The sequence below is a fragment of the Listeria rocourtiae subsp. hofi genome (genome assembly GCF_963575615.1).
Lineage (GTDB): Bacteria > Bacillota > Bacilli > Lactobacillales > Listeriaceae > Listeria_A > Listeria_A hofi.
Map to the genome: position 1 here is coordinate 66,288 of NZ_CAUYTL010000004.1, position 17,851 is coordinate 84,138.

Consider the following 17,851-nt stretch of genomic DNA (forward strand, 5'->3'; position numbering starts at 1 on the left):
CTATTTATCATCCAATTGGCTGTTTTTTTAAATTTGGTTTTAGCTTACCATATAAATGTACAGGTTTCCAAGGCAGAAGTTTTACATATATAAAGGAGGAGTCAATCGAATGGAAAAGCAAACTGGTAGTGAGTTAGCAAAAAGAGGTATGGCACAAATGCAAAAAGGCGGCGTTATCATGGATGTCATTAACGCGGAACAGGCAAAAATTGCGGAGGATGCTGGTGCTGTAGCAGTTATGGCATTAGAACGGGTGCCTTCTGATATTCGTGCTGCGGGTGGTGTTGCTCGTATGGCTGATCCACGCATTATCGAGGAAGTTATGAGTGCAGTTTCGATTCCAGTCATGGCAAAAGCTCGTATCGGCCATATTTCTGAAGCTCGTGTGCTTGAAGCGATGGGCGTTGATTATATCGATGAAAGTGAAGTTTTAACCCCTGCAGATGATGAATTCCACCTTCTAAAAAGCGATTTTACCGTGCCATTTGTATGTGGCTGTCGTGATCTTGGTGAAGCGCTCCGCCGTATCGGTGAAGGTGCTTCGATGCTTCGTACAAAGGGAGAACCAGGAACTGGAAATATCGTAGAGGCCGTTCGCCACATGCGAAAGGTGAACAGCCAAATTCGCAAAGTCAGTGTGATGAGCGATGACGAACTGATGACAGAAGCTAAAATTTTAGGTGCTCCGTATGAACTTCTAAAAGAAATCAAAACGCTTGGCAAATTGCCGGTCGTAAATTTCGCAGCTGGAGGCGTCGCTACACCTGCGGATGCAGCCTTGATGATGGAGCTTGGCGCGGACGGTGTCTTCGTTGGATCAGGTATTTTCAAATCGGATAATCCAGCTAAATTTGCAAACGCAATCGTACAAGCGACGACTTATTATACAGATTACGAGCTGATTGGCAAACTATCAAAAGAACTTGGTACGGCGATGAAGGGAATCGAGATTTCTCGTTTAAACCCAGAAGATCGTATGCAAGATAGAGGCTGGTAATATGAAAAAAATTGGTGTTTTGGCTTTACAAGGAGCGGTTTCTGAACATCTCAACGCAATTTCTTTAGCCGGAGCCCTTGCCGTTCCTGTAAAACATCCTGATCAGTTGCGCGATCTTGATGGCCTTATCTTACCTGGTGGCGAAAGTACGACAATGCGCCGTCTCATGAAAAAATACGATTTATTTGAGACAATCCAAGTTTTTGCTAAATCAGGAAAAGGTATTTTTGGAACATGCGCAGGCCTTGTTTTAACGGCACGAAAAATAGATGGAAACGACGATGAAACTCTTGACTTAATCGATACTGTTGTAATACGAAATGGCTTTGGTCGCCAAAAAGATAGTTTTGAAGCCGCGATTGAGATAGAAGGGATTGAGAGTGGGCCGTTCCCAGCAGTTTTCATCCGAGCGCCTTACATCGCTTCTGTCGGTGAAAACGTCGAGATTCTAGCATCGATTGATAATAAATATGTTGCAGCTAGGCAAGGAAAAATTCTAGTTACCGCGTTTCATCCAGAATTAACTGGTGATAATCGCTTACTAGAACTTTTCATCGCCTCCTTATAAACGAAAAAACGGATTGCCATTACCGCGCAATCCGTTTTTTCATGCAAAGTTATTCTGCTACAGCTTGAGCCGCAGTAATTAGCGTTAAGTTGTAAACATCTTTCGTATTACAACCGCGAGAAAGATCGTTTACAGGCGCATTCAAACCTTGTAAAATCGGTCCAACTGCTTCAAAATCACCTAAACGTTGCGCAATTTTGTAACCAATATTTCCTGCTTCTAAGCTAGGGAAAATAAATACATTTGCGTCACCTTTTAACACAGAATCCGGCGCTTTGCTTGCTGCTACAGAAGGAACAAACGCTGCGTCAAATTGGAACTCACCATCTAATACTAAATCTGGTGCTTTTTCTTTCGCAATTGCTGTTGCCTCTGCTACTTTTACCGTTTCATCTGACTTAGCAGAGCCTTTTGTTGAAAAGCTCAGCATTGCTACACGTGGATCGATTCCGAATACCGAAGCCGTTTCTGCGCTGACAATCGCGTTCTCCGCCAAATCTTGCGCAACTGGTGCAATATTAATCGCTACATCGCTAAAAACATATTTTTCATCGCCACGAACCATAATCATCGCACCCGCCACTTTTGAAATACCAGGTTTCGTTTTAATAATTTGTAACGCTGGACGAACGGTATCTGCTGTAGAATGCGCTGCGCCACTCACAAGCCCGTCCGCTTTTCCAGTGTAAACCAACATCGTACCAAAATAGTTCGGATCAACAAGAATTTTGCGTGCATCCTCTTCTGTCGCCTTGCCTTTACGACGTTCCACAAATGCCGCAACCAGCTCATCAAAAAGCGGATCTGTTGCTGGTTCGTGAATCGCAATGCCATCAAGTGATACATTCAATTCTTTCGCAGTCGCCACAATAGCGGCTTTATCGCCTAACAAAATTGGTGTTACAACCTCATCTTTCAAAAGTTCCACCGCTGCACCAACAATACGTGCATCTTCGCCTTCTGGTAATACAATGCGTAAACCCTTTCCTGCTACTTGTGCTTTTAACGTTGTAAATAAGTCACTCATAATTTCATTTTCCTCCAATTATAATAATATGATACTTCCATTCTACTACGAAATCGAGCACTTTGATAGTAATTCCAATCGTATATAGCAGTTTCATTCTAATAGCTTTTGTATTAATACAACATTAACTAAGCATCATAAATACTTCCTTCAACTGTAATGGTCTAATCAAAGTTTTAACTAATACAGATTATTTATCTTTTGCTATTAAGCCTGCCAATTCATCCTCTGTCAACGGACGATATTCTCCTAGCGCTAGCTCTGCATCTAATTCCAGTGTCCCCATGCGCAACCGTTTCAAATATGTCACTTGTTTATCCACCGCTTCAAACATCCGCTTCACTTGGTGAAATTTTCCCTCTTGAATTATAATTTCCACTGTCGAAATACCATTTTCAATTGCCAAAATAGCTAATTCTGCAGGCTTGCACGTATAATTATCAGAAATCGTAACACCTGCTTTAAAAATCGCAATATCTGCTTCTGTCACAACCCCATCAATTTTTGCAAAATAGGTCTTATCGACATGTTTTTTCGGAGACAATAAATTGTGCGCCAAAACACCATTATTGGAAATCAGCAACAAGCCCTCTGTATCTTTATCCAATCGCCCAACCGGAAATAATTTTTTTAATTGATCGCGTGCATCTAATAAGTCAATCACCGTCTCATCCCAATTGTCCTCGGTCGCACTAACAACTCCCTGGGGTTTATTCATCATTAAGTATGTAAATTCCTCATATACAACCAATTCGCCGTGTACTTCCACCTTGTCTTGTGTTGCATTCACTTGGTATTTTGCCTCTTTTTGACGCGTATCATTGACGGTTACCGCGCCCGCCTTTAGCAAACTTTTCACTTCTGTTCGACTTCCAAAACCACTATTTGCGAGCAATTTGTCCAATCTCATTCTCTTAAACCTCCACACGTCTCTTTCTTCTATCTATTCTAACGGTTATTTTGAGTCTTGACAATTGGGCACTATTCTTGCCATACTCATTCTTTCTGTCACGCTGCTAAACAATAATAAAGAAGGGATCCTAGCAAAATCAAGGTAAAGATTATGTATATGGTCGGTATTTTTTGCGTAAAATTGCTTGCTCCTGCTTTCGCCTCTCTAAATCCGCTTTAAAAAACAGATTCATTTGCCCCTTCTCGACGCGCTCTACCTTACCGCGCTTAACAAGAGATGATAAGGCTTGTTTGGAAATTCCTAAAAATGTGGCGGCTTCTTCGGCTGTTAAAAAGTACTTTTCTAATAGCTGGATAGCTTTCTTTTTATCCATCATGCGCTCACCTGCTTTCTATCGCTATTCTACTGGATTTTGGACTCTTTTTTCAACTGTTAGCCTTAACACTTTCATCTAATTCTAAAAAAGGCTATACTTAGTCTGTTAGTAATATCGAAATGGAGGTATTTCTTATGAATCCAATCATAGACCACTTGCGAAATCATCGTTCTTTTCGCAAATATCAAGCTGATAAAACGATTCCAAAAGCGCAATTAGACAGTATTGTTCGTGCTGCTCAGAGCGCTCCATCGTGGATTAATGGACAACAATATTCGATAATCGCAATCCAAAATCCTGAACGTAAAGCAAAGATGGCCGAGCTTTGTGGTAACCAACCTTACATAGCAGAAAGTTCAGTTTTTCTAGTTTTTGTAGCTGATTTTTATCGTACTCACTTGGCGAGCGAACAACATCAGGGCTCTCTTTCAGCCGTTCAAAATGTGGATGCTTTACTCGTTGGTGCGACAGACGTGGGGCTTGCTTGCGAAAATGCGATTATTGCTGCGGAATCTTTTGACTTAGGCGTTGTATGCATTGGTGGCATTCGTCGTAACATGGCAGACGTCATCGAATTTTTGAAATTGCCAAAGCACGTTTTTCCTGTTGTCGGACTTTGTATTGGCTATCCTGATGTGGAAATGCCGATTAAACCGCGTTTTCCGAAAGAAGCTATCTACTTCCAAGAAACGTATCAAACCGATGTCGCAGATTTGATGGCAACTTATGATGAAACCATTATTCCTTTTTCGGCACGTGAGGGTGGTGTTTCGTGGACAGCCCGGGTTTCAAAATTTTACGATAAAGATTACTATCCTTCGATTGCTGAGACGTTGAAGCAACAAGGTTTTTTGATGAAAGATGTATAAAAATTAGGAGGCAAATACAATGACAAAAGCTTTATTTTTAGATTCGGTTTTTCAAGACCGCATATGGGGCGGTACAAAATTACGTGACTTCTTTGGCTATGATATTCCAACAGAGACAACTGGTGAATATTGGGCGATTTCGGCGCACCCAAACGGTCCTTCAACAATAAAAAATGGCGAATTTGCTGGGAAAACGTTGACTGAATTATGGGCGGAACAACCTGCTTTATTCGGCAACCCAAAAGAGGCAGTTTTCCCGTTGTTGACTAAAATTTTGGATGCGAACACGGACTTATCGGTGCAAGTTCATCCAAATGATGCCTATGCAAAGGAGCACGAGAACGGTGAGCTTGGCAAAACTGAATGCTGGTATATAATCGATTGTGATCCCGGTGCAGAACTTGTATACGGGCATAATGCGACATCAAAACAACAATTAATTGACTGGACCCGCGATGGGAAATGGCATGAATTGCTTCGTAAAGTGGCCATTAAACCAGGCGACTTTTTCTATGTGCCAAGTGGTACGATTCACGCGCTTTGTACAGGGACGCTCGTTTTAGAAACCCAACAAAGCTCGGATACAACTTATCGCGTGTATGATTACGATCGTGTCGATGCACAAGGCAATAAGCGAGAACTTCACTTGGAAAAATCGATTGATGTGACGACTGTTCCACATCATGACGCCGTTTTAAATATCACAACAAAAACAACCGGCGCACTGACTGAAACTACTTTTGTGGAAAGTGAATTTTTTGCCGTTTACAAATGGGACATTGACGGAAAAGCTGATTTCACTGCGACTGCGCCCTATACGTTGGTCAGTGTCTTAACTGGTGAAGCCACGCTAATCATCGACGGCGAAGCGACACCTATCAAAAAAGCAGACCATTTCATTTTGCCAGCAACATGCAAGAACTGGACGATTGATGGCCATGTGAGCTGCATAGCTTCAACACCTGCAAAATAATTTTTTAACCTGCCTCCATATCTTTTTATGGAGGTTTTTTTCACAAACAGAGCACCAGACAAATTTCCCATTTCTATGTTACAATTCAAGTAATACATAGGAAGGAAGTGCTTGAATTATGAACGAAGCTGTTAAAACATTAGATGGTTGGTTTTCCCTGCATGATTTCAGAACAATTGACTGGCCTGCTTTAAGAGAGGTTTCCTCCACTGACCGCGACGCTATGCTCAATGAATTACAAAATTTTTTAGGGGATATGGAAATCACAAAAAAAATGGGAGAAGGAGAGCATATCGTTTATTCGATTATAGGTCAAAAAGCAGATTTGCTATTTTTCACGCTTCGACCGACGCTTGAGGGTTTGAATGAGGTTGAGAATCAGCTGAATAAACTACGTATTGCGGATTATTTATTACCAGCCTATTCTTACGTTTCTGTTGTGGAACTAAGCAATTACTTGGCAAATCACCTGGCGAAAGATGGAGATCCTTACGAGAATAAACATGTGCGTGAGCGTCTATATCCGGAATTGCCAGCTCGTAAACATATTTGTTTTTATCCGATGACAAAGAGGCGCAATCTAACAGATAACTGGTACATGTTGCCGATGGAAGAGCGCCAAACTATGATTCGAGACCACGGGGCGATTGGTCGTACGTATGCTGGAAAAATAAAGCAAATTATTGGCGGATCGATTGGTCTTGATGATTTTGAATGGGGCGTGACGCTTTTTGCAGATGACGCGCTTGATTTTAAACGAATTGTTACTGAAATGCGCTTTGATGAGTCTAGTGCTCGTTTTGCGGAATTTGGTTCGTTTTTGATTGGAAATTATATCACAACAGATGCATTGCCTAATTTCTTTAGAATGTAGTATTAGAGCCTAGCTTCCCTTATGGTGAGAGCTAGGCTTTTCTGTGTTACTTGACCAAGATTCGGCCTCAACGACTGTTTAACTTTCATAGTTACAAAATTGTAAGCCACCTCCTTCAAAATGTCATCTTACTCAATGGAACGCATTCCTTTTTACCGTTACACTAAGCCTATAAGTTATTTATTTAGGAGGAGTTTACATGGAAATGGTATTACAAGCAAAGAATGTTCGTAAAGTTTACGGAATAAAAGGAAATGTGTATACAGCTTTGGATAATATTAGTTTGGAGATCATAAAAGGGGATTTTGTTGGTATCATGGGACCTAGTGGTGCCGGGAAATCGACACTACTCAATGTTTTTTCAACAATTGATAAGCCTACATCTGGTGAGATTCAAATTTCAGGGCAAGGACTGGAGTCGATGAATGAACAGCAAATGTCAACATTCCGTCGTGATCAGCTCGGTTTCATTTTTCAAGATTATAACTTGTTGGATACGCTTAGTGTTCGGGAAAATATTATCTTACCGCTTGCACTTGCGAAACGTCCTGTGAAGGAAATGGAAGCAAGTCTTGATAAAGTTGCAGATACATTCGGCATTCGTGACATTTTAGATAAGTATCCAAATGAGATTTCTGGTGGACAAAAACAACGGACAGCCGCAAGTCGTGCGATTATTGCCAATCCTAGTTTAATTTTCGCAGATGAACCTACAGGAGCGCTTGATTCTAAGTCAGCAACAGATTTGCTTGAAAGCTTGAAAGGCCTAAATGAGCAGGCGCATTCAACGATTATGATGGTTACACATGATGCTTATGCCGCCAGCTTTTGTAAGCGAATTTTATTCATAAAAGATGGTGCTATTTTTACTGAAATTTATCGCGGAACGAAGACGCGTAAGGAGTTCTTCCAAAAAATTCTTGATGTGTTAGCGCAATTAGGGGGCGACATGAATGACGTTATTTGATTTAGCAAAAAAGAATATTAAACATAATTTCATTCACTACTTCCTCTATTTTGCATCAATGAGTTTCTCGATTATGATTTACTATACCTTCGTCTCGTTAGCGAAAGATCCAGCGGTTGTAGAGCGTATCGATAGGAACGCCAAGCTTTCTGCTGTTTTCAATGCTTCATCGATTGTCTTAATTATTTTTGTTGCCATCTTCATTTTATACTCGAATCATTTTTTCACACGGAAACGCAAAAAGGAGATTGGTCTTTATTCTCTACTCGGTCTTCGTAAAAAAGAAATTGGCCGTATGCTTTTCTATGAGAATTTCTTGATGGGTGTTGTCGCACTTGCCGTCGGGATTGGACTTGGAACATTACTATCTAAGCTTTTTGTCACAATTCTACTTAAAGTCATGGATTTTGGCGGTGTGAGTAATTTCGTCTTTTCAATGGATGCCGTGATTAATACAGTCATTATTTTCATCATTATCACACTGATCACATCGCTTAGCGGCTATCGCATTATTTACAGCACAACGCTTCTTGATTTGTTTCATTCAGAAAGTAAACGTGAAAAAACACCGAAAAACAATCCAGTCTTGGCAATTATAGCGATTTTATTCATTGCAGGAGGCTACTTCCTTGCCCTTCAACCACTTAGCGAGGACTCTCTACTAGCAAAAATGGGGCCAGGAGCTGGCATGTTGACCATTCTATTCTCTGTAATTATTGGAACCGCGCTACTTCTAAGCAATTTTTTACCGTTCCTACTCAATCAAATTCGTAAAAACAAACGAATTTTTTATAATGGGACAAATATTATTAGTAATTCCCAGCTTTCTTTCCGAATTGCTTCAAATGCTAGAACGCTTGCTGTCATAGCAATTCTAAGTGCTACAACGCTTACTGCAATCGGTGCTATCGGAAGCCTCTACTATAATGTCAACAAAACTTCAGACATGTCATATCCTTCTACTTTTGAATATGTAATTGTGGATAAGAAAAGTAACGAGGAGGCATTGAAACTTGCTGAAACAAGTACAAAAACACCAATGACTGGTCATCAAGAAACGGCTTTGCGCGATATTAAAGCTACTAGCGACCGTGAAATGCCATTTGCATATAGTCCTGATTCTGGCTTCACATTCATTAGCCAAACAGATTATAATAAACTTTTAGCTATCCAAGATAATACAGATATCAAAAAAGCGGACCTGCAAGATGACGAAGCAATTCTTATTTCACCTAATTTCAGTCTCGAAGAAAAATCATCGAGCACGCTTAAAAATCAAACTTTCACCTTAAAAAATAGTACCAATCAACAGGTAACCTTAACAGAAACCTTAGAGCAATCACCACTAGCCAGTGTTTACTACCTTCTGATTTTGTCTGATAATGTAGCTAAAACAATCTCTACTCAAAAAACACAAACGATACAATCCATCGTAGTTGAGAACCCGAAAGATGCAGTTGCACTCAGCGATAAAATGGATAAAGTACTACCTGAGGATGCCAATTTTATAAGCTATCCGTCCGGTTATGAAATGTCAATGAGCACAATTGGCGTACTTCTTTTCATTGGTATGTTTATCGGACTTGTATTCCTTGCTGCTACTGGTAGTATCATCTACTTCAAACAATTAACAGAAGCATATAACGATATTGCAACTTATGATATTCTGAAGAAAATAGGCTTGGATCGCAAAGAAATTCGTAAAACAATCGCTAAGCAAGTGCTCGTGATTTTCCTCATACCACTCATACTTGGTATCGCTCATAGCTCTGTCGCACTTAACATGTTCTCCAATATGTTGCAGATGGATCTCACGTTACCAGTTATTATTAGTACTGGAATCTACACAGCGATGTTCACAATTTACTACTTCCTAACTGTCAATACTTATACGAATATCGTGATGGGAAAAAAGAAATAGATACAAAATAAGAAGTATGGCGTGCCGTTCTTGTCGACTGGTACGCCATACTTCTTTCTTGTATTTTCATCCACTTACGCTAAAATAGAGATATATCATTTAAAATCGACTGGAGGAACAATGATGGAAAATTTATCAGAATACTTAGCAAAAATCGACAATCTCGAGCATAGAGCACAGATGGAAGATGTTTTGAACTGGGTGAAAGAAGAATTCCCTAATCTAAAGTCAAAAATAGCGTGGAATCAACCAATGTTCACTGACCATGAAACGTTCATTATTGGATTTAGCATCGCCAAAAACAATTTCGCCGCGTCACCTGAAGCAATAGTAGTCGCACGTTTCTCAGATGCCATCAAAGCAGCTGGCTACACACATACTGCAAATCTAGTCCGATTCCCATGGGATAAGCCAGTGAATTATGATTTATTGCGAGATATGATTGCCTTTAATATTACGGATAAAGCAGATTGCGAAACATTTTGGCGAAAATAACAATAGCTTTGGTGAAACGTCCTCTCATTTAGTGGGCGTTTTTTAGAGCATATTAGGCTAAAAGACAAAAAAATATCGCTAGACCAGCAATGTCAGCAGGTTTAGCGATTAAAAGGGAGTTTAAGGTAAGAAAGACTCTCAATTACTAAAAAGGGAGAAAAAGTAATTAAGATGTCGTTGCTTACATGTATAATACCCCGCTATTTGAAATCCAATCCTTTTTTTTTAACCTTTTTTTGTTAAAGTTAGGTAACAAAAATTACCACATTCCACTTAATATTATGAAATCCCTTCTTACGCAACGCTTTTTATATTACAATACTGGTTTATATTTTGCTACGGCGATGATAAAACAAATCCATCCGGTGATGAATGCTACGCCGCCAAGTGGAGTTACTGCTCCAAGGACGGTGATTTTAGTGATGCTGAGTACATATAAACTGCCTGAAAACAGAATAATTCCGGTCCCGAACAAATATCCTGCTGTTCGCAATAGTCCACTATTTATTTTGCTAAGTAGTAAACCTACAATTAGAATCGCTGTGGCATGAAACATTTGATATTGAACGCCTGTTTCGAAAGTTGTGTGATAGCTTCCTAGTATTTCTTTCAACGCATGTGCCCCGAAAGCGCCTATTCCTACAGCTAAACCTGCAAATATTGCACCTATTATTAACATTTTTCTCATTTCGTATTCGCCCCCTCTAAAAATCTAGCAGTGAATCACCATTTGATCCATCTTCTGTGTCTATTTTGCCACCATCAATTGTCGCTGATTTGGCTACAGGTAATTCGCCGGTCATCGCTTGATACTCCCTGCTTGAACTGAATGTTGCTGACGATAAGGGGGACGAGTTTTGATCACGCATTACTTCTATTAATACGGCTAACCCATGTAGATGCAACTGTTTTTCTTGTTCTGATTTGGCCGCTTTTGCGAGGTTCAATTCCTGCTCCATCTTCATAAAGAGGGTTTGGTCCGATACTGTCATTATAGGCTTTCCCCCTGCTGGTCTAATTGACGAATTACGCGTGCTGGATTTCCGGCAACGACCGTGTTCGCGGGCACATCTTTTGTCACAACGGAACCAGATCCAATAACCGCATTATCGCCAATCGTAATTCCTGGATTAATTACGCTACGACCGCCAATCCAAACATTATGACCAATCGTGACACTTTTTGCAAATTCTCGTCCACTATTTCGCTCTGTCGCGTCAAGCGGATGGTACGCTGTATAAACATGGACACCCGGCGCGAACATACAATTGTTACCAATTTTAATCGAAGCGCAATCTAAAAAAACACAATCAAAATTCGCGTAAAAATCATCGCCAACTTCCATATTATAACCGTAATCAAGACGTACATTCGGCTCCATGTAAACATTTTTTCCTGCTGAGCCTAATAATTCACGAATATGTACTTCACGAGCAGCAGCATCACTTACAACACCATTAATCTTCGCACATAGTTCACGAGCTCGTTCTCGCCCTGCCACAAGCTCTGGGTCTCCCGCTCGATATAATTCGCCGCTAATCATCTTTTCACGTTCTGTCATCATTTTTTGCATCCACCCTTCCCTATTTTTATCAACTCCTTCCATTATAACGTTTTTCTAACAAAAAGCCCAATTCAAAAATGACTTCTGAACTGGGCGGATATCGCATTATTTTTCGCTTGTCGGTAGGAACTGAAATATTTTTTTAAATGAGCCGGTTATAAAAGTTACGATGGCTAGTACGAGCAAAGTAAAATCGAACTCATAACCACCGATGAATCCTTTTGAGAAGCTCACGGTCACAATAGCTACTGAAAGAATACCAATAATTAGCGCAGATGCGTATGGTACCAGCACGCCAAAAACAAGTGCCAAACCACCAATTATTTCAAGTGGAGCGACAATATAAGCCATAAACCCAGGAATTCCTAAACTATCGAAAAACTGAACTGTCCCTCCAATCCCGCCTGTGAACTTCTGTAGCCCGTGTAAAAAGACAATCCCACCAAGCAAAATTCGCACAATCAAAATACCGTATTTATTCATTTTCTCATCTCCTTTATTTTTATCGTTACATTCATTATGCTGAAAAAATATATCTTACTACTTAACTAGGTATTAATTTTTTCTTAAATTCTAGCTTTATAACTTCTGATTCATCAGTTTTACTTACTGCAATTTTGCTAAAAAAATGATATCCTAGTGTTGTAGGTACGAAAATGGGAGGATTCTATTATTATGATAAAAGTAATTGCTTCAGATATGGACGGCACACTGCTTAACTCAAAAATCCAAGTGGACGAGGAAGGCGTAAAAGCTATCGAACAAGCTCGGGCAAAAGGCATTCATTTCGTCTTGTGCACAGGGCGAATGTACGATGATGCGATGCAACTCATCAACCACGCAAACCTCTATGGACCGGCGATTTGTATGAATGGGGCTGAGATTCGTGATGAACACGGCAAGATTTTGAAACAGATTCCAATCGACAAAGCCTCAGCACGGTATACATATCAAGTGTTAACAGACCTCGGAATGTATTGCGAGTTCTTCACTGATATCGGCCCGATTTCACCGAATAAAGATAAAGGCATCGAGCTAATGAAGGAAATTCAAGGGAAGGTGCACCCAAATTTCAGTGCTGAAGAGATTCATCGCTATGTTGAGGAACGTTTTGAAAGCAAGGATGTTCATGTGATTGATGATACGGAGCGTCTGTTCAACAATGAGGATATCACGATTTTGAAATTCATCGCCTTTTCTTCTGATCAAGCGGTGCTCAAAAAAGCAAAAAAACAACTTGAAGCACAGGGAAATCTGGCGATTAGCTCTTCTTTTTCCGACAATATCGAAATTACACATATCGATGCTCAAAAAGGACTTTCTTTGCAGTATTATGTAGAAAAAATGGGCGTAACGATGGACGAAACTTTTGCGATTGGTGATAATTTCAATGATGTTTCTATGTTGAAAATAGCAGGTTACAGCGTTGCAATGGGCAATGCCGAGCCCGAAGTCAAAAAATTAGCCAAGCACATCACCGATTCAAATGACGAGCATGGGGTAGCAACTGCGATTCAAAAAATGCTTGAAACAAATAATTAAGGTAACTGGAGGGAATTTATCATGACAATCAAAAAAACATTAACTATTGCAGGCTCGGATTCTAGTGGTGGCGCTGGACTCCAAGCAGATTTAAAAACGTTTGAGGAATACGGTACATTTGGCTTTTCGGCGATTACAACAATCGTAACAATGGATCCCGACAATAATTGGAGCCATGGTGTGACGCCGCTTGATGCTAATTTATTACGCGCCCAATTGAAAACAATCCTTTCAGGTGGTCCTGTTGACGCGATGAAAACGGGAATGCTCGGTTCAGTTGAAATCATCGAAGCTACTCGTGATGCCATTGACGAGCACAACTTGCAAAATGTCGTGATTGATCCCGTGATGGTTTGCAAAGGGGAAGATGAGCTTATCCAGCCGGAAAATGCCGAAGCAATTCGCGATTTATTGTTACCACGCGCGTTAATTACAACACCGAATCTTTTCGAAGCCGGTCAACTTTCTGGGCTTGGCAAACTGACGACGCTTGACGATATGAAAGCTGCTGCAAAAAAAATTGTAGCATTAGGCGTAAAATACGTTGTCATCAAAGGTGGAAAAGCATTGCAAAGCGACAACGCGATCGACCTATTATACGATGGGACAACATTCACTGTTCTTGAAACACCAAAAATCGACACAAACTTCAATCACGGTGCTGGTTGTACATTTGCAGCAGCAATAACAGCTGGACTTGCGAAGGGCTTAACGGTGGAAGAAGCTGTGCATAAAGCAAAAGACTTCGTAACCGCAGCTATAAAAGGTGGATTTGCATTAAATAAATTTATCGGCCCAGTATGGCATGGTGCTTATAATAACGCTGAGAATAGATAAATAGTTAATCTTGCTTGGTTTTCCAGGCAAGATTTTTAATTGTGAATTACTTTTCATACCAATTCATCCCCCAGACATGTTATAATAGTAGCGAAACTTATTTTAGGGGGATTTAAATTCATGACAGAAAAAAAAGATACGATAAATAAAGCGTCGTCTGACAAAAACTATTTTTGGCCCATTATGATTCTATCCTTTGTCGCGGTCGTTGTTATTTTACTTCTATTCTTCTCACCAATTGGTTATCAAGGGAAAGTTGACTATGACTTATCTATTTTTCCAAGACTCAATGCAATTTTTAACAGCTTTACGTTTGTATTTTTGTTAATTGCATTATGGGCGATAATTGCGAAGAGAAATGTGAAGATGCACCGTGGTTTTATTTTAGCAGCCTTCACATCGACGTTATTTTTCCTAGTCAGCTACTTGACATTTCACTACATGTCTGCGGAAACATCGACATTCGGTGGAGAAGGAATTGTTCGTCCTATCTATTTCTTCATCCTGATTACGCATAGCTTCTTGGCCGCTATCGTTGTGCCTTTAGCGCTATTTGCACTCGTTTGGGGATGGACAAACCAAATCCAAAAACACAAAAAAATCGTACGTTGGACCATGCCAATTTGGCTGTATGTAAGCTTAACTGGCGTACTTGTTTACCTGTTTATGGCGCCTTATTATTAATTTTGGCATATTCGTGTAACATTCATCAGCTATAATTATTTTGGGAGAATTGTTTTGCTGTTAGCTTCAAATTTATGAACGAGGTGAAAGATATGGCCACTCGCCAAAATCGCAATCAACCAACAAAGAAGAAACTACGTAAAGGCAGGACTATTTTTGCAATTATTATAGTCATTATACTGGCCATCGCTGGACTTGGTTTTTACCAATATAAATCGAGTTTAAATGCAGCTGAGGCTGATAATAGCATGAAAGAATTTGAATTTAATGGCCAAAAAGCCGAAGATGTGAATGATCTCAATGTCTTATTAATAGGAAGTGACTCGCGCGGAAAAGATCAAGGCCGTTCGGATTCCTTGCTTATCGCTCACTATGATACGAAGTCAAAATCACCGAAATTAGTCTCGATTATGCGTGATACATATGTCGATATCCCTGGTTACGGTTTAAACAAGATTAACGCAGCTTATTCGTTTGGTGGCCCAGAGTTAGTTCGCCAAACAATTAAAGAAAATTTTGGTGTCAATATTGAGTATTATGTGGTTGCCAATTTTGAAGGTTTCCCAAAAATTGTCGATACCCTTGCGCCAAATGGAATTGAAATTGACGCAGAGAAAGATATGTCAAAAAATATCGAAGCAAACATCAAAGCTGGTAAACAAACAATGGACGGTGAAACTTTGCTACAATATGCCCGCTTCCGTCATGATGCAGAAAGTGATTTCGGCCGGGTTCGTCGTCAGCAACAAGTTCTTAACGCCCTAAAAGACCAAGCACAAAGTATTGGTACTATTACGAAGCTACCTAGTTTAATTGGAACGATGCAAGGCTATACAAATACGAATGTAACAACAGGTATGATGATCTCTATCGGAAAAGATTTCGTATTAGGTAACGCAAAAGATATGGCAGATTTCCGCCTACCGGTCGATGGCACGTATAAAAATGTACGCAATTCACATGGTTCTGTGCTAGATATCGATGTGGCAGCCAATGCAAAAGCGTTACAAGACTTCTTAAAGGACTAACATTCATCGAAATCACTCGTTATTCATGGCGAGCGGTTTCTTTTTTTTGACTATCGCTTAGAAGAGGCATATACTAATAGTCAAAGAAGGGCAGTGATTTTTATGACCGATAATAAATTTGGGCAAATTCCCTTATCGATTCTTGATTTAGCCAGTATCCGTGAAGGTTTCAATGAAGCCGACGCTTTCCAGAATAGTAAATCGCTCATTCAGTTCGCTGAAAACACAGGATTTCATCGTTACTGGGTGGCTGAGCATCATGGGATTCCTGGAGTGGCTAGTTCCGCGACAGCTGTTTTAATAGGTTTTCTTGCAAGCCATACAGAAAAAATTCGCGTCGGTTCTGGTGGTATCATGCTTCCGAACCATTCACCACTTGTTATCGCAGAGCAGTTTGGCACGCTAACAACGATGTACCCAGGGCGAATTGATCTTGGCCTCGGTCGCGCGCCAGGCACTGACTTTAAAACAGCTCGTGCACTTCGACGTGATTTGCATGAAACCGTAGAAGCATTTCCTAATTCAGTCATTGAGCTTGGGAACTATTTTTCTGATGAAGGTAACAATGGTATTTTCGCCATTCCTGGTCGTGGCCTTCACGTTCCGCTTTATTTACTCGGCTCTAGTACCTACAGTGCCAAATTAGCCGCAAAATTTGGCTTGCCGTTTGCCTTCGCAGCTCATTTTGCGCCGAATGAGTTAGGAAATGCGCTAGAACTTTATCGCACTCGCTTTGAGCCTTCAAATATTTTAGACGAACCTTACGCGATGGTTACTGTGAGTTCAGTTCTTAGCGATACAGTCGAGGAAGCTAATTTCCTAGCTACGTCTGGTCACCTTTCCTTCTTAAACCTGACACGTGGCGAACCAACTCCACTTCCTAAACCTGTGGCAAATATCGATCAAATCTGGTCTGAATACGAAAAAAATGCGCTTTTGCATCAGCTTAGATATTCCTTCATCGGTGATAAGAAAAAAGTATCGGCAGAACTGGAACAATTCATGGAGGCATATCAACCAGACGAACTCATTGTCGCGTCCAATATATACGACCCATCACTCAAACAAAAAAACTACCAGCTACTTCACGAAATTTGGGAAGAAAAGAAAGCTTAGACGATTAATCGCTAAGCTTTTTTTCATTAGTAACGGTATATATTTTCTCTACCTTTTCTTGTGAGAATAAAACACCGTGCAGTGCTCCACCAAACACCGCGCCGCCATCAATATCGATAATCGAGCGATCTGATGAGTACCAAATAGCTGTGGAATGATCGGTATTCAAACTTTCCGTTGGTGTATGCCCGACTACAAAGGTTTTTCCAGTCCGATTCGTTCCTTGCTGAAATGACTCACGAACCCAAACCATATCATGCTCGGATGTTTGTTTCCAATCCGCAATTTCAAAATCAACACCTGCATGAACAAATACAAAATCACCCCATTCAAAATAATATGGTCGATTTCTAATGAAGGCAAGTTCGGAAGCTGCCTCATTTTCAACTCGTCGTGCTAGTTCTTCCGGTGTCATTTTTGCTGATGTTTTGTAGGTTAGTAGGCTTTCAATCGTTTCCATTCCTCCTTGGCTTATGTAATACATCATTTTCTTGCAAGGGTCAGCAAGCCAGTCGAGTAACATATTTTCATGATTTCCACGCAGAAAAATAGCGCCATACTTTGCTTCAAGAAGCATGGCTTTACGGATAACCGCCCCTGGGTCTTTTCCGCGATCAATTAAATCGCCAACTGATAACAACCGCTCTTTGTCAAGTGTCCAATGCTCCAAAAGTTTCTCGAAAGCCACTATCTCACCATGAATATCTCCTACTGCAAATATATACTCCATCATCATCACCTCTTATGTAAATACCTCTGAAGCACTGGGGTCAGTTAAAACCAGACTTCGAAAGGCAGTTTCACTATCATTCTAGATTATTTTATAGTTTATTTATTTTCTTTTCTACAGATTTAATTTCTTTTTCAAGCGCATTCATTCTTAATTCTGTAGCAGAAATTGTGCCATTTACTAGATTGGTATCGTTGAATTGATCTGTTTCGCCAAGCAGTTCCTGATGTTGGCGGCGCAACTCTATTAAGCGTCCTTCTAAATCTTGTTTTTCGTAAGCCATGTATTTCACCTCCAAATAATATTGTCTGTATCTATTTTATCTATAGCCTATTCCCCTTTACTTGAAAAGTCAATCATTTTGATGAAA

Annotated in this window: 22 protein-coding genes; 13 read left to right on the forward strand and 9 right to left on the reverse strand. The window is 40.2% G+C overall.

Annotated features, from left to right (window positions below; genetic code table 11):
- Positions 1 to 109 precede the first annotated feature (109 nt).
- Both pdxS and pdxT read left to right on the forward strand, forming a co-directional pair.
- Entirely contained in the window at positions 110 to 997 is an 888-nt protein-coding gene (gene pdxS / locus R8925_RS03655; protein ID WP_430534564.1) for a pyridoxal 5'-phosphate synthase lyase subunit PdxS, read from the forward strand.
- A 1-nt stretch (position 998) separates the two neighbouring features.
- Entirely contained in the window at positions 999 to 1,565 is a 567-nt protein-coding gene (gene pdxT, locus R8925_RS03660; RefSeq protein WP_430534565.1) for a pyridoxal 5'-phosphate synthase glutaminase subunit PdxT, read from the forward strand.
- Positions 1,566 to 1,614: 49 nt separating this feature from the next.
- On the opposite strand, the gene pta is transcribed toward pdxT, so the two are convergent.
- The 3 genes from pta to R8925_RS03675 all read right to left on the reverse strand — a co-directional run bounded on the left by pta (position 1,615) and on the right by R8925_RS03675 (position 3,881).
- Positions 1,615 to 2,592, reverse strand: coding sequence for a phosphate acetyltransferase (gene pta / locus R8925_RS03665; RefSeq protein WP_430534566.1), 978 nt, complete (start codon positions 2,590 to 2,592; stop codon positions 1,615 to 1,617).
- A 190-nt stretch (positions 2,593 to 2,782) separates the two neighbouring features.
- A complete protein-coding gene (locus tag R8925_RS03670; RefSeq protein WP_430534567.1) occupies positions 2,783 to 3,502 on the reverse strand; it encodes a pseudouridine synthase in 720 nt (239 codons plus the stop codon).
- 151 nt (positions 3,503 to 3,653) lie between these two features.
- Positions 3,654 to 3,881 carry a helix-turn-helix domain-containing protein gene (locus R8925_RS03675; RefSeq protein WP_430534568.1) on the reverse strand — a complete coding sequence of 76 codons (228 nt, stop codon included), beginning with the start codon at positions 3,879 to 3,881 and terminating at the stop codon, positions 3,654 to 3,656.
- 134 nt (positions 3,882 to 4,015) lie between these two features.
- Between R8925_RS03675 and R8925_RS03680 the strand changes: the two genes are divergently transcribed.
- The 6 genes from R8925_RS03680 to R8925_RS03705 all read left to right on the forward strand — a co-directional run bounded on the left by R8925_RS03680 (position 4,016) and on the right by R8925_RS03705 (position 9,980).
- Complete coding sequence (locus R8925_RS03680; protein WP_430534569.1) at positions 4,016 to 4,750, forward strand: NADPH-dependent oxidoreductase; 735 nt, start codon at positions 4,016 to 4,018, stop codon at positions 4,748 to 4,750.
- 19 nt (positions 4,751 to 4,769) lie between these two features.
- The gene (gene manA, locus R8925_RS03685; protein WP_430534570.1) at positions 4,770 to 5,723 is read left to right on the forward strand and encodes a mannose-6-phosphate isomerase, class I; all 954 of its coding nucleotides are present in this window, start codon (positions 4,770 to 4,772) and stop codon (positions 5,721 to 5,723) included.
- A 118-nt stretch (positions 5,724 to 5,841) separates the two neighbouring features.
- Positions 5,842 to 6,597, forward strand: coding sequence for a hydrogen peroxide-dependent heme synthase (hemQ, locus tag R8925_RS03690; RefSeq protein WP_430534571.1), 756 nt, complete (start codon positions 5,842 to 5,844; stop codon positions 6,595 to 6,597).
- A 199-nt stretch (positions 6,598 to 6,796) separates the two neighbouring features.
- On the forward strand, positions 6,797 to 7,564 hold the full coding sequence (locus R8925_RS03695) for an ABC transporter ATP-binding protein (protein ID WP_430534572.1): 768 nt from the start codon (positions 6,797 to 6,799) through the stop codon (positions 7,562 to 7,564).
- Positions 7,551 to 9,485, forward strand: coding sequence for an ABC transporter permease (locus tag R8925_RS03700; RefSeq protein WP_430534573.1), 1,935 nt, complete (start codon positions 7,551 to 7,553; stop codon positions 9,483 to 9,485). Before R8925_RS03695 ends, R8925_RS03700 begins: the two co-directional genes overlap by 14 nt.
- 123 nt (positions 9,486 to 9,608) lie before the next feature.
- The gene (locus tag R8925_RS03705; RefSeq protein WP_430534621.1) at positions 9,609 to 9,980 is read left to right on the forward strand and encodes an iron chaperone; all 372 of its coding nucleotides are present in this window, start codon (positions 9,609 to 9,611) and stop codon (positions 9,978 to 9,980) included.
- A 313-nt stretch (positions 9,981 to 10,293) separates the two neighbouring features.
- On the opposite strand, the gene R8925_RS03710 is transcribed toward R8925_RS03705, so the two are convergent.
- The 4 genes from R8925_RS03710 to R8925_RS03725 form a co-directional block, all read right to left on the reverse strand.
- Positions 10,294 to 10,668, reverse strand: a complete 375-nt coding sequence (locus R8925_RS03710; protein WP_430534574.1) for a DUF423 domain-containing protein — start codon at positions 10,666 to 10,668, stop codon at positions 10,294 to 10,296.
- 16 nt (positions 10,669 to 10,684) lie between these two features.
- Positions 10,685 to 10,972: a YwdI family protein gene (locus R8925_RS03715; RefSeq protein WP_430534575.1), complete on the reverse strand. Its 288-nt coding sequence runs from the start codon at positions 10,970 to 10,972 to the stop codon at positions 10,685 to 10,687.
- Positions 10,972 to 11,544, reverse strand: a complete 573-nt coding sequence (locus R8925_RS03720; RefSeq protein WP_430534576.1) for a sugar O-acetyltransferase — start codon at positions 11,542 to 11,544, stop codon at positions 10,972 to 10,974. Before R8925_RS03720 ends, R8925_RS03715 begins: the two co-directional genes overlap by 1 nt.
- A 105-nt stretch (positions 11,545 to 11,649) precedes the next feature.
- Positions 11,650 to 12,027, reverse strand: coding sequence for a DoxX family protein (locus R8925_RS03725; protein WP_430534577.1), 378 nt, complete (start codon positions 12,025 to 12,027; stop codon positions 11,650 to 11,652).
- Positions 12,028 to 12,219: 192 nt separating this feature from the next.
- Between R8925_RS03725 and R8925_RS03730 the strand changes: the two genes are divergently transcribed.
- From R8925_RS03730 to R8925_RS03750, 5 genes are all read left to right on the forward strand, one after another.
- The gene (locus R8925_RS03730) at positions 12,220 to 13,086 is read left to right on the forward strand and encodes a Cof-type HAD-IIB family hydrolase (RefSeq protein ID WP_430534578.1); all 867 of its coding nucleotides are present in this window, start codon (positions 12,220 to 12,222) and stop codon (positions 13,084 to 13,086) included.
- A gap of 21 nt (positions 13,087 to 13,107) precedes the next feature.
- Positions 13,108 to 13,923: a pyridoxine/pyridoxal/pyridoxamine kinase gene (pdxK, locus tag R8925_RS03735; protein WP_430534579.1), complete on the forward strand. Its 816-nt coding sequence runs from the start codon at positions 13,108 to 13,110 to the stop codon at positions 13,921 to 13,923.
- Positions 13,924 to 14,043: 120 nt separating this feature from the next.
- Positions 14,044 to 14,607 (forward strand): DUF420 domain-containing protein, encoded by a 564-nt coding sequence (locus tag R8925_RS03740; protein WP_430534580.1) that lies wholly within the window; start codon positions 14,044 to 14,046, stop codon positions 14,605 to 14,607.
- 92 nt (positions 14,608 to 14,699) lie between these two features.
- Positions 14,700 to 15,635, forward strand: coding sequence for an LCP family protein (locus R8925_RS03745; RefSeq protein WP_430534581.1), 936 nt, complete (start codon positions 14,700 to 14,702; stop codon positions 15,633 to 15,635).
- Positions 15,636 to 15,737: 102 nt separating this feature from the next.
- Positions 15,738 to 16,751, forward strand: a complete 1,014-nt coding sequence (locus R8925_RS03750) for an LLM class flavin-dependent oxidoreductase (RefSeq protein WP_430534582.1) — start codon at positions 15,738 to 15,740, stop codon at positions 16,749 to 16,751.
- A gap of 4 nt (positions 16,752 to 16,755) precedes the next feature.
- Here R8925_RS03750 and R8925_RS03755 read toward each other — a convergent pair whose 3' ends face one another.
- Positions 16,756 to 17,481 carry a metallophosphoesterase gene (locus R8925_RS03755; RefSeq protein ID WP_430534583.1) on the reverse strand — a complete coding sequence of 242 codons (726 nt, stop codon included), beginning with the start codon at positions 17,479 to 17,481 and terminating at the stop codon, positions 16,756 to 16,758.
- Between the two features lie 91 nt (positions 17,482 to 17,572).
- On the reverse strand, positions 17,573 to 17,764 hold the full coding sequence (locus R8925_RS03760; protein ID WP_430534584.1) for an Lmo0654 family protein: 192 nt from the start codon (positions 17,762 to 17,764) through the stop codon (positions 17,573 to 17,575).
- Positions 17,765 to 17,851 lie beyond the last annotated feature (87 nt).

Coding starts and splice junctions, on each gene's coding strand:
- R8925_RS03675 (WP_430534568.1), bottom strand. CDS start 3,881: ATGATGGATAAAAAGAAAGCTATCCAGCTATTAGAAAAGTACTTTTTA.
- R8925_RS03715 (WP_430534575.1), bottom strand. CDS start 10,972: ATGACAGTATCGGACCAAACCCTCTTTATGAAGATGGAGCAGGAATTG.
- R8925_RS03680 (WP_430534569.1), top strand. CDS start 4,016: ATGAATCCAATCATAGACCACTTGCGAAATCATCGTTCTTTTCGCAAA.
- hemQ (WP_430534571.1), top strand. CDS start 5,842: ATGAACGAAGCTGTTAAAACATTAGATGGTTGGTTTTCCCTGCATGAT.
- R8925_RS03745 (WP_430534581.1), top strand. CDS start 14,700: ATGGCCACTCGCCAAAATCGCAATCAACCAACAAAGAAGAAACTACGT.
- R8925_RS03695 (WP_430534572.1), top strand. CDS start 6,797: ATGGAAATGGTATTACAAGCAAAGAATGTTCGTAAAGTTTACGGAATA.
- R8925_RS03755 (WP_430534583.1), bottom strand. CDS start 17,481: ATGGAGTATATATTTGCAGTAGGAGATATTCATGGTGAGATAGTGGCT.
- R8925_RS03740 (WP_430534580.1), top strand. CDS start 14,044: ATGACAGAAAAAAAAGATACGATAAATAAAGCGTCGTCTGACAAAAAC.
- pdxS (WP_430534564.1), top strand. CDS start 110: ATGGAAAAGCAAACTGGTAGTGAGTTAGCAAAAAGAGGTATGGCACAA.
- R8925_RS03700 (WP_430534573.1), top strand. CDS start 7,551: ATGACGTTATTTGATTTAGCAAAAAAGAATATTAAACATAATTTCATT.
- pdxK (WP_430534579.1), top strand. CDS start 13,108: ATGACAATCAAAAAAACATTAACTATTGCAGGCTCGGATTCTAGTGGT.
- R8925_RS03705 (WP_430534621.1), top strand. CDS start 9,609: ATGGAAAATTTATCAGAATACTTAGCAAAAATCGACAATCTCGAGCAT.
- R8925_RS03730 (WP_430534578.1), top strand. CDS start 12,220: ATGATAAAAGTAATTGCTTCAGATATGGACGGCACACTGCTTAACTCA.
- manA (WP_430534570.1), top strand. CDS start 4,770: ATGACAAAAGCTTTATTTTTAGATTCGGTTTTTCAAGACCGCATATGG.
- R8925_RS03670 (WP_430534567.1), bottom strand. CDS start 3,502: ATGAGATTGGACAAATTGCTCGCAAATAGTGGTTTTGGAAGTCGAACA.
- R8925_RS03725 (WP_430534577.1), bottom strand. CDS start 12,027: ATGAATAAATACGGTATTTTGATTGTGCGAATTTTGCTTGGTGGGATT.
- R8925_RS03720 (WP_430534576.1), bottom strand. CDS start 11,544: ATGATGACAGAACGTGAAAAGATGATTAGCGGCGAATTATATCGAGCG.
- R8925_RS03760 (WP_430534584.1), bottom strand. CDS start 17,764: ATGGCTTACGAAAAACAAGATTTAGAAGGACGCTTAATAGAGTTGCGC.
- R8925_RS03710 (WP_430534574.1), bottom strand. CDS start 10,668: ATGAGAAAAATGTTAATAATAGGTGCAATATTTGCAGGTTTAGCTGTA.
- R8925_RS03750 (WP_430534582.1), top strand. CDS start 15,738: ATGACCGATAATAAATTTGGGCAAATTCCCTTATCGATTCTTGATTTA.
- pta (WP_430534566.1), bottom strand. CDS start 2,592: ATGAGTGACTTATTTACAACGTTAAAAGCACAAGTAGCAGGAAAGGGT.
- pdxT (WP_430534565.1), top strand. CDS start 999: ATGAAAAAAATTGGTGTTTTGGCTTTACAAGGAGCGGTTTCTGAACAT.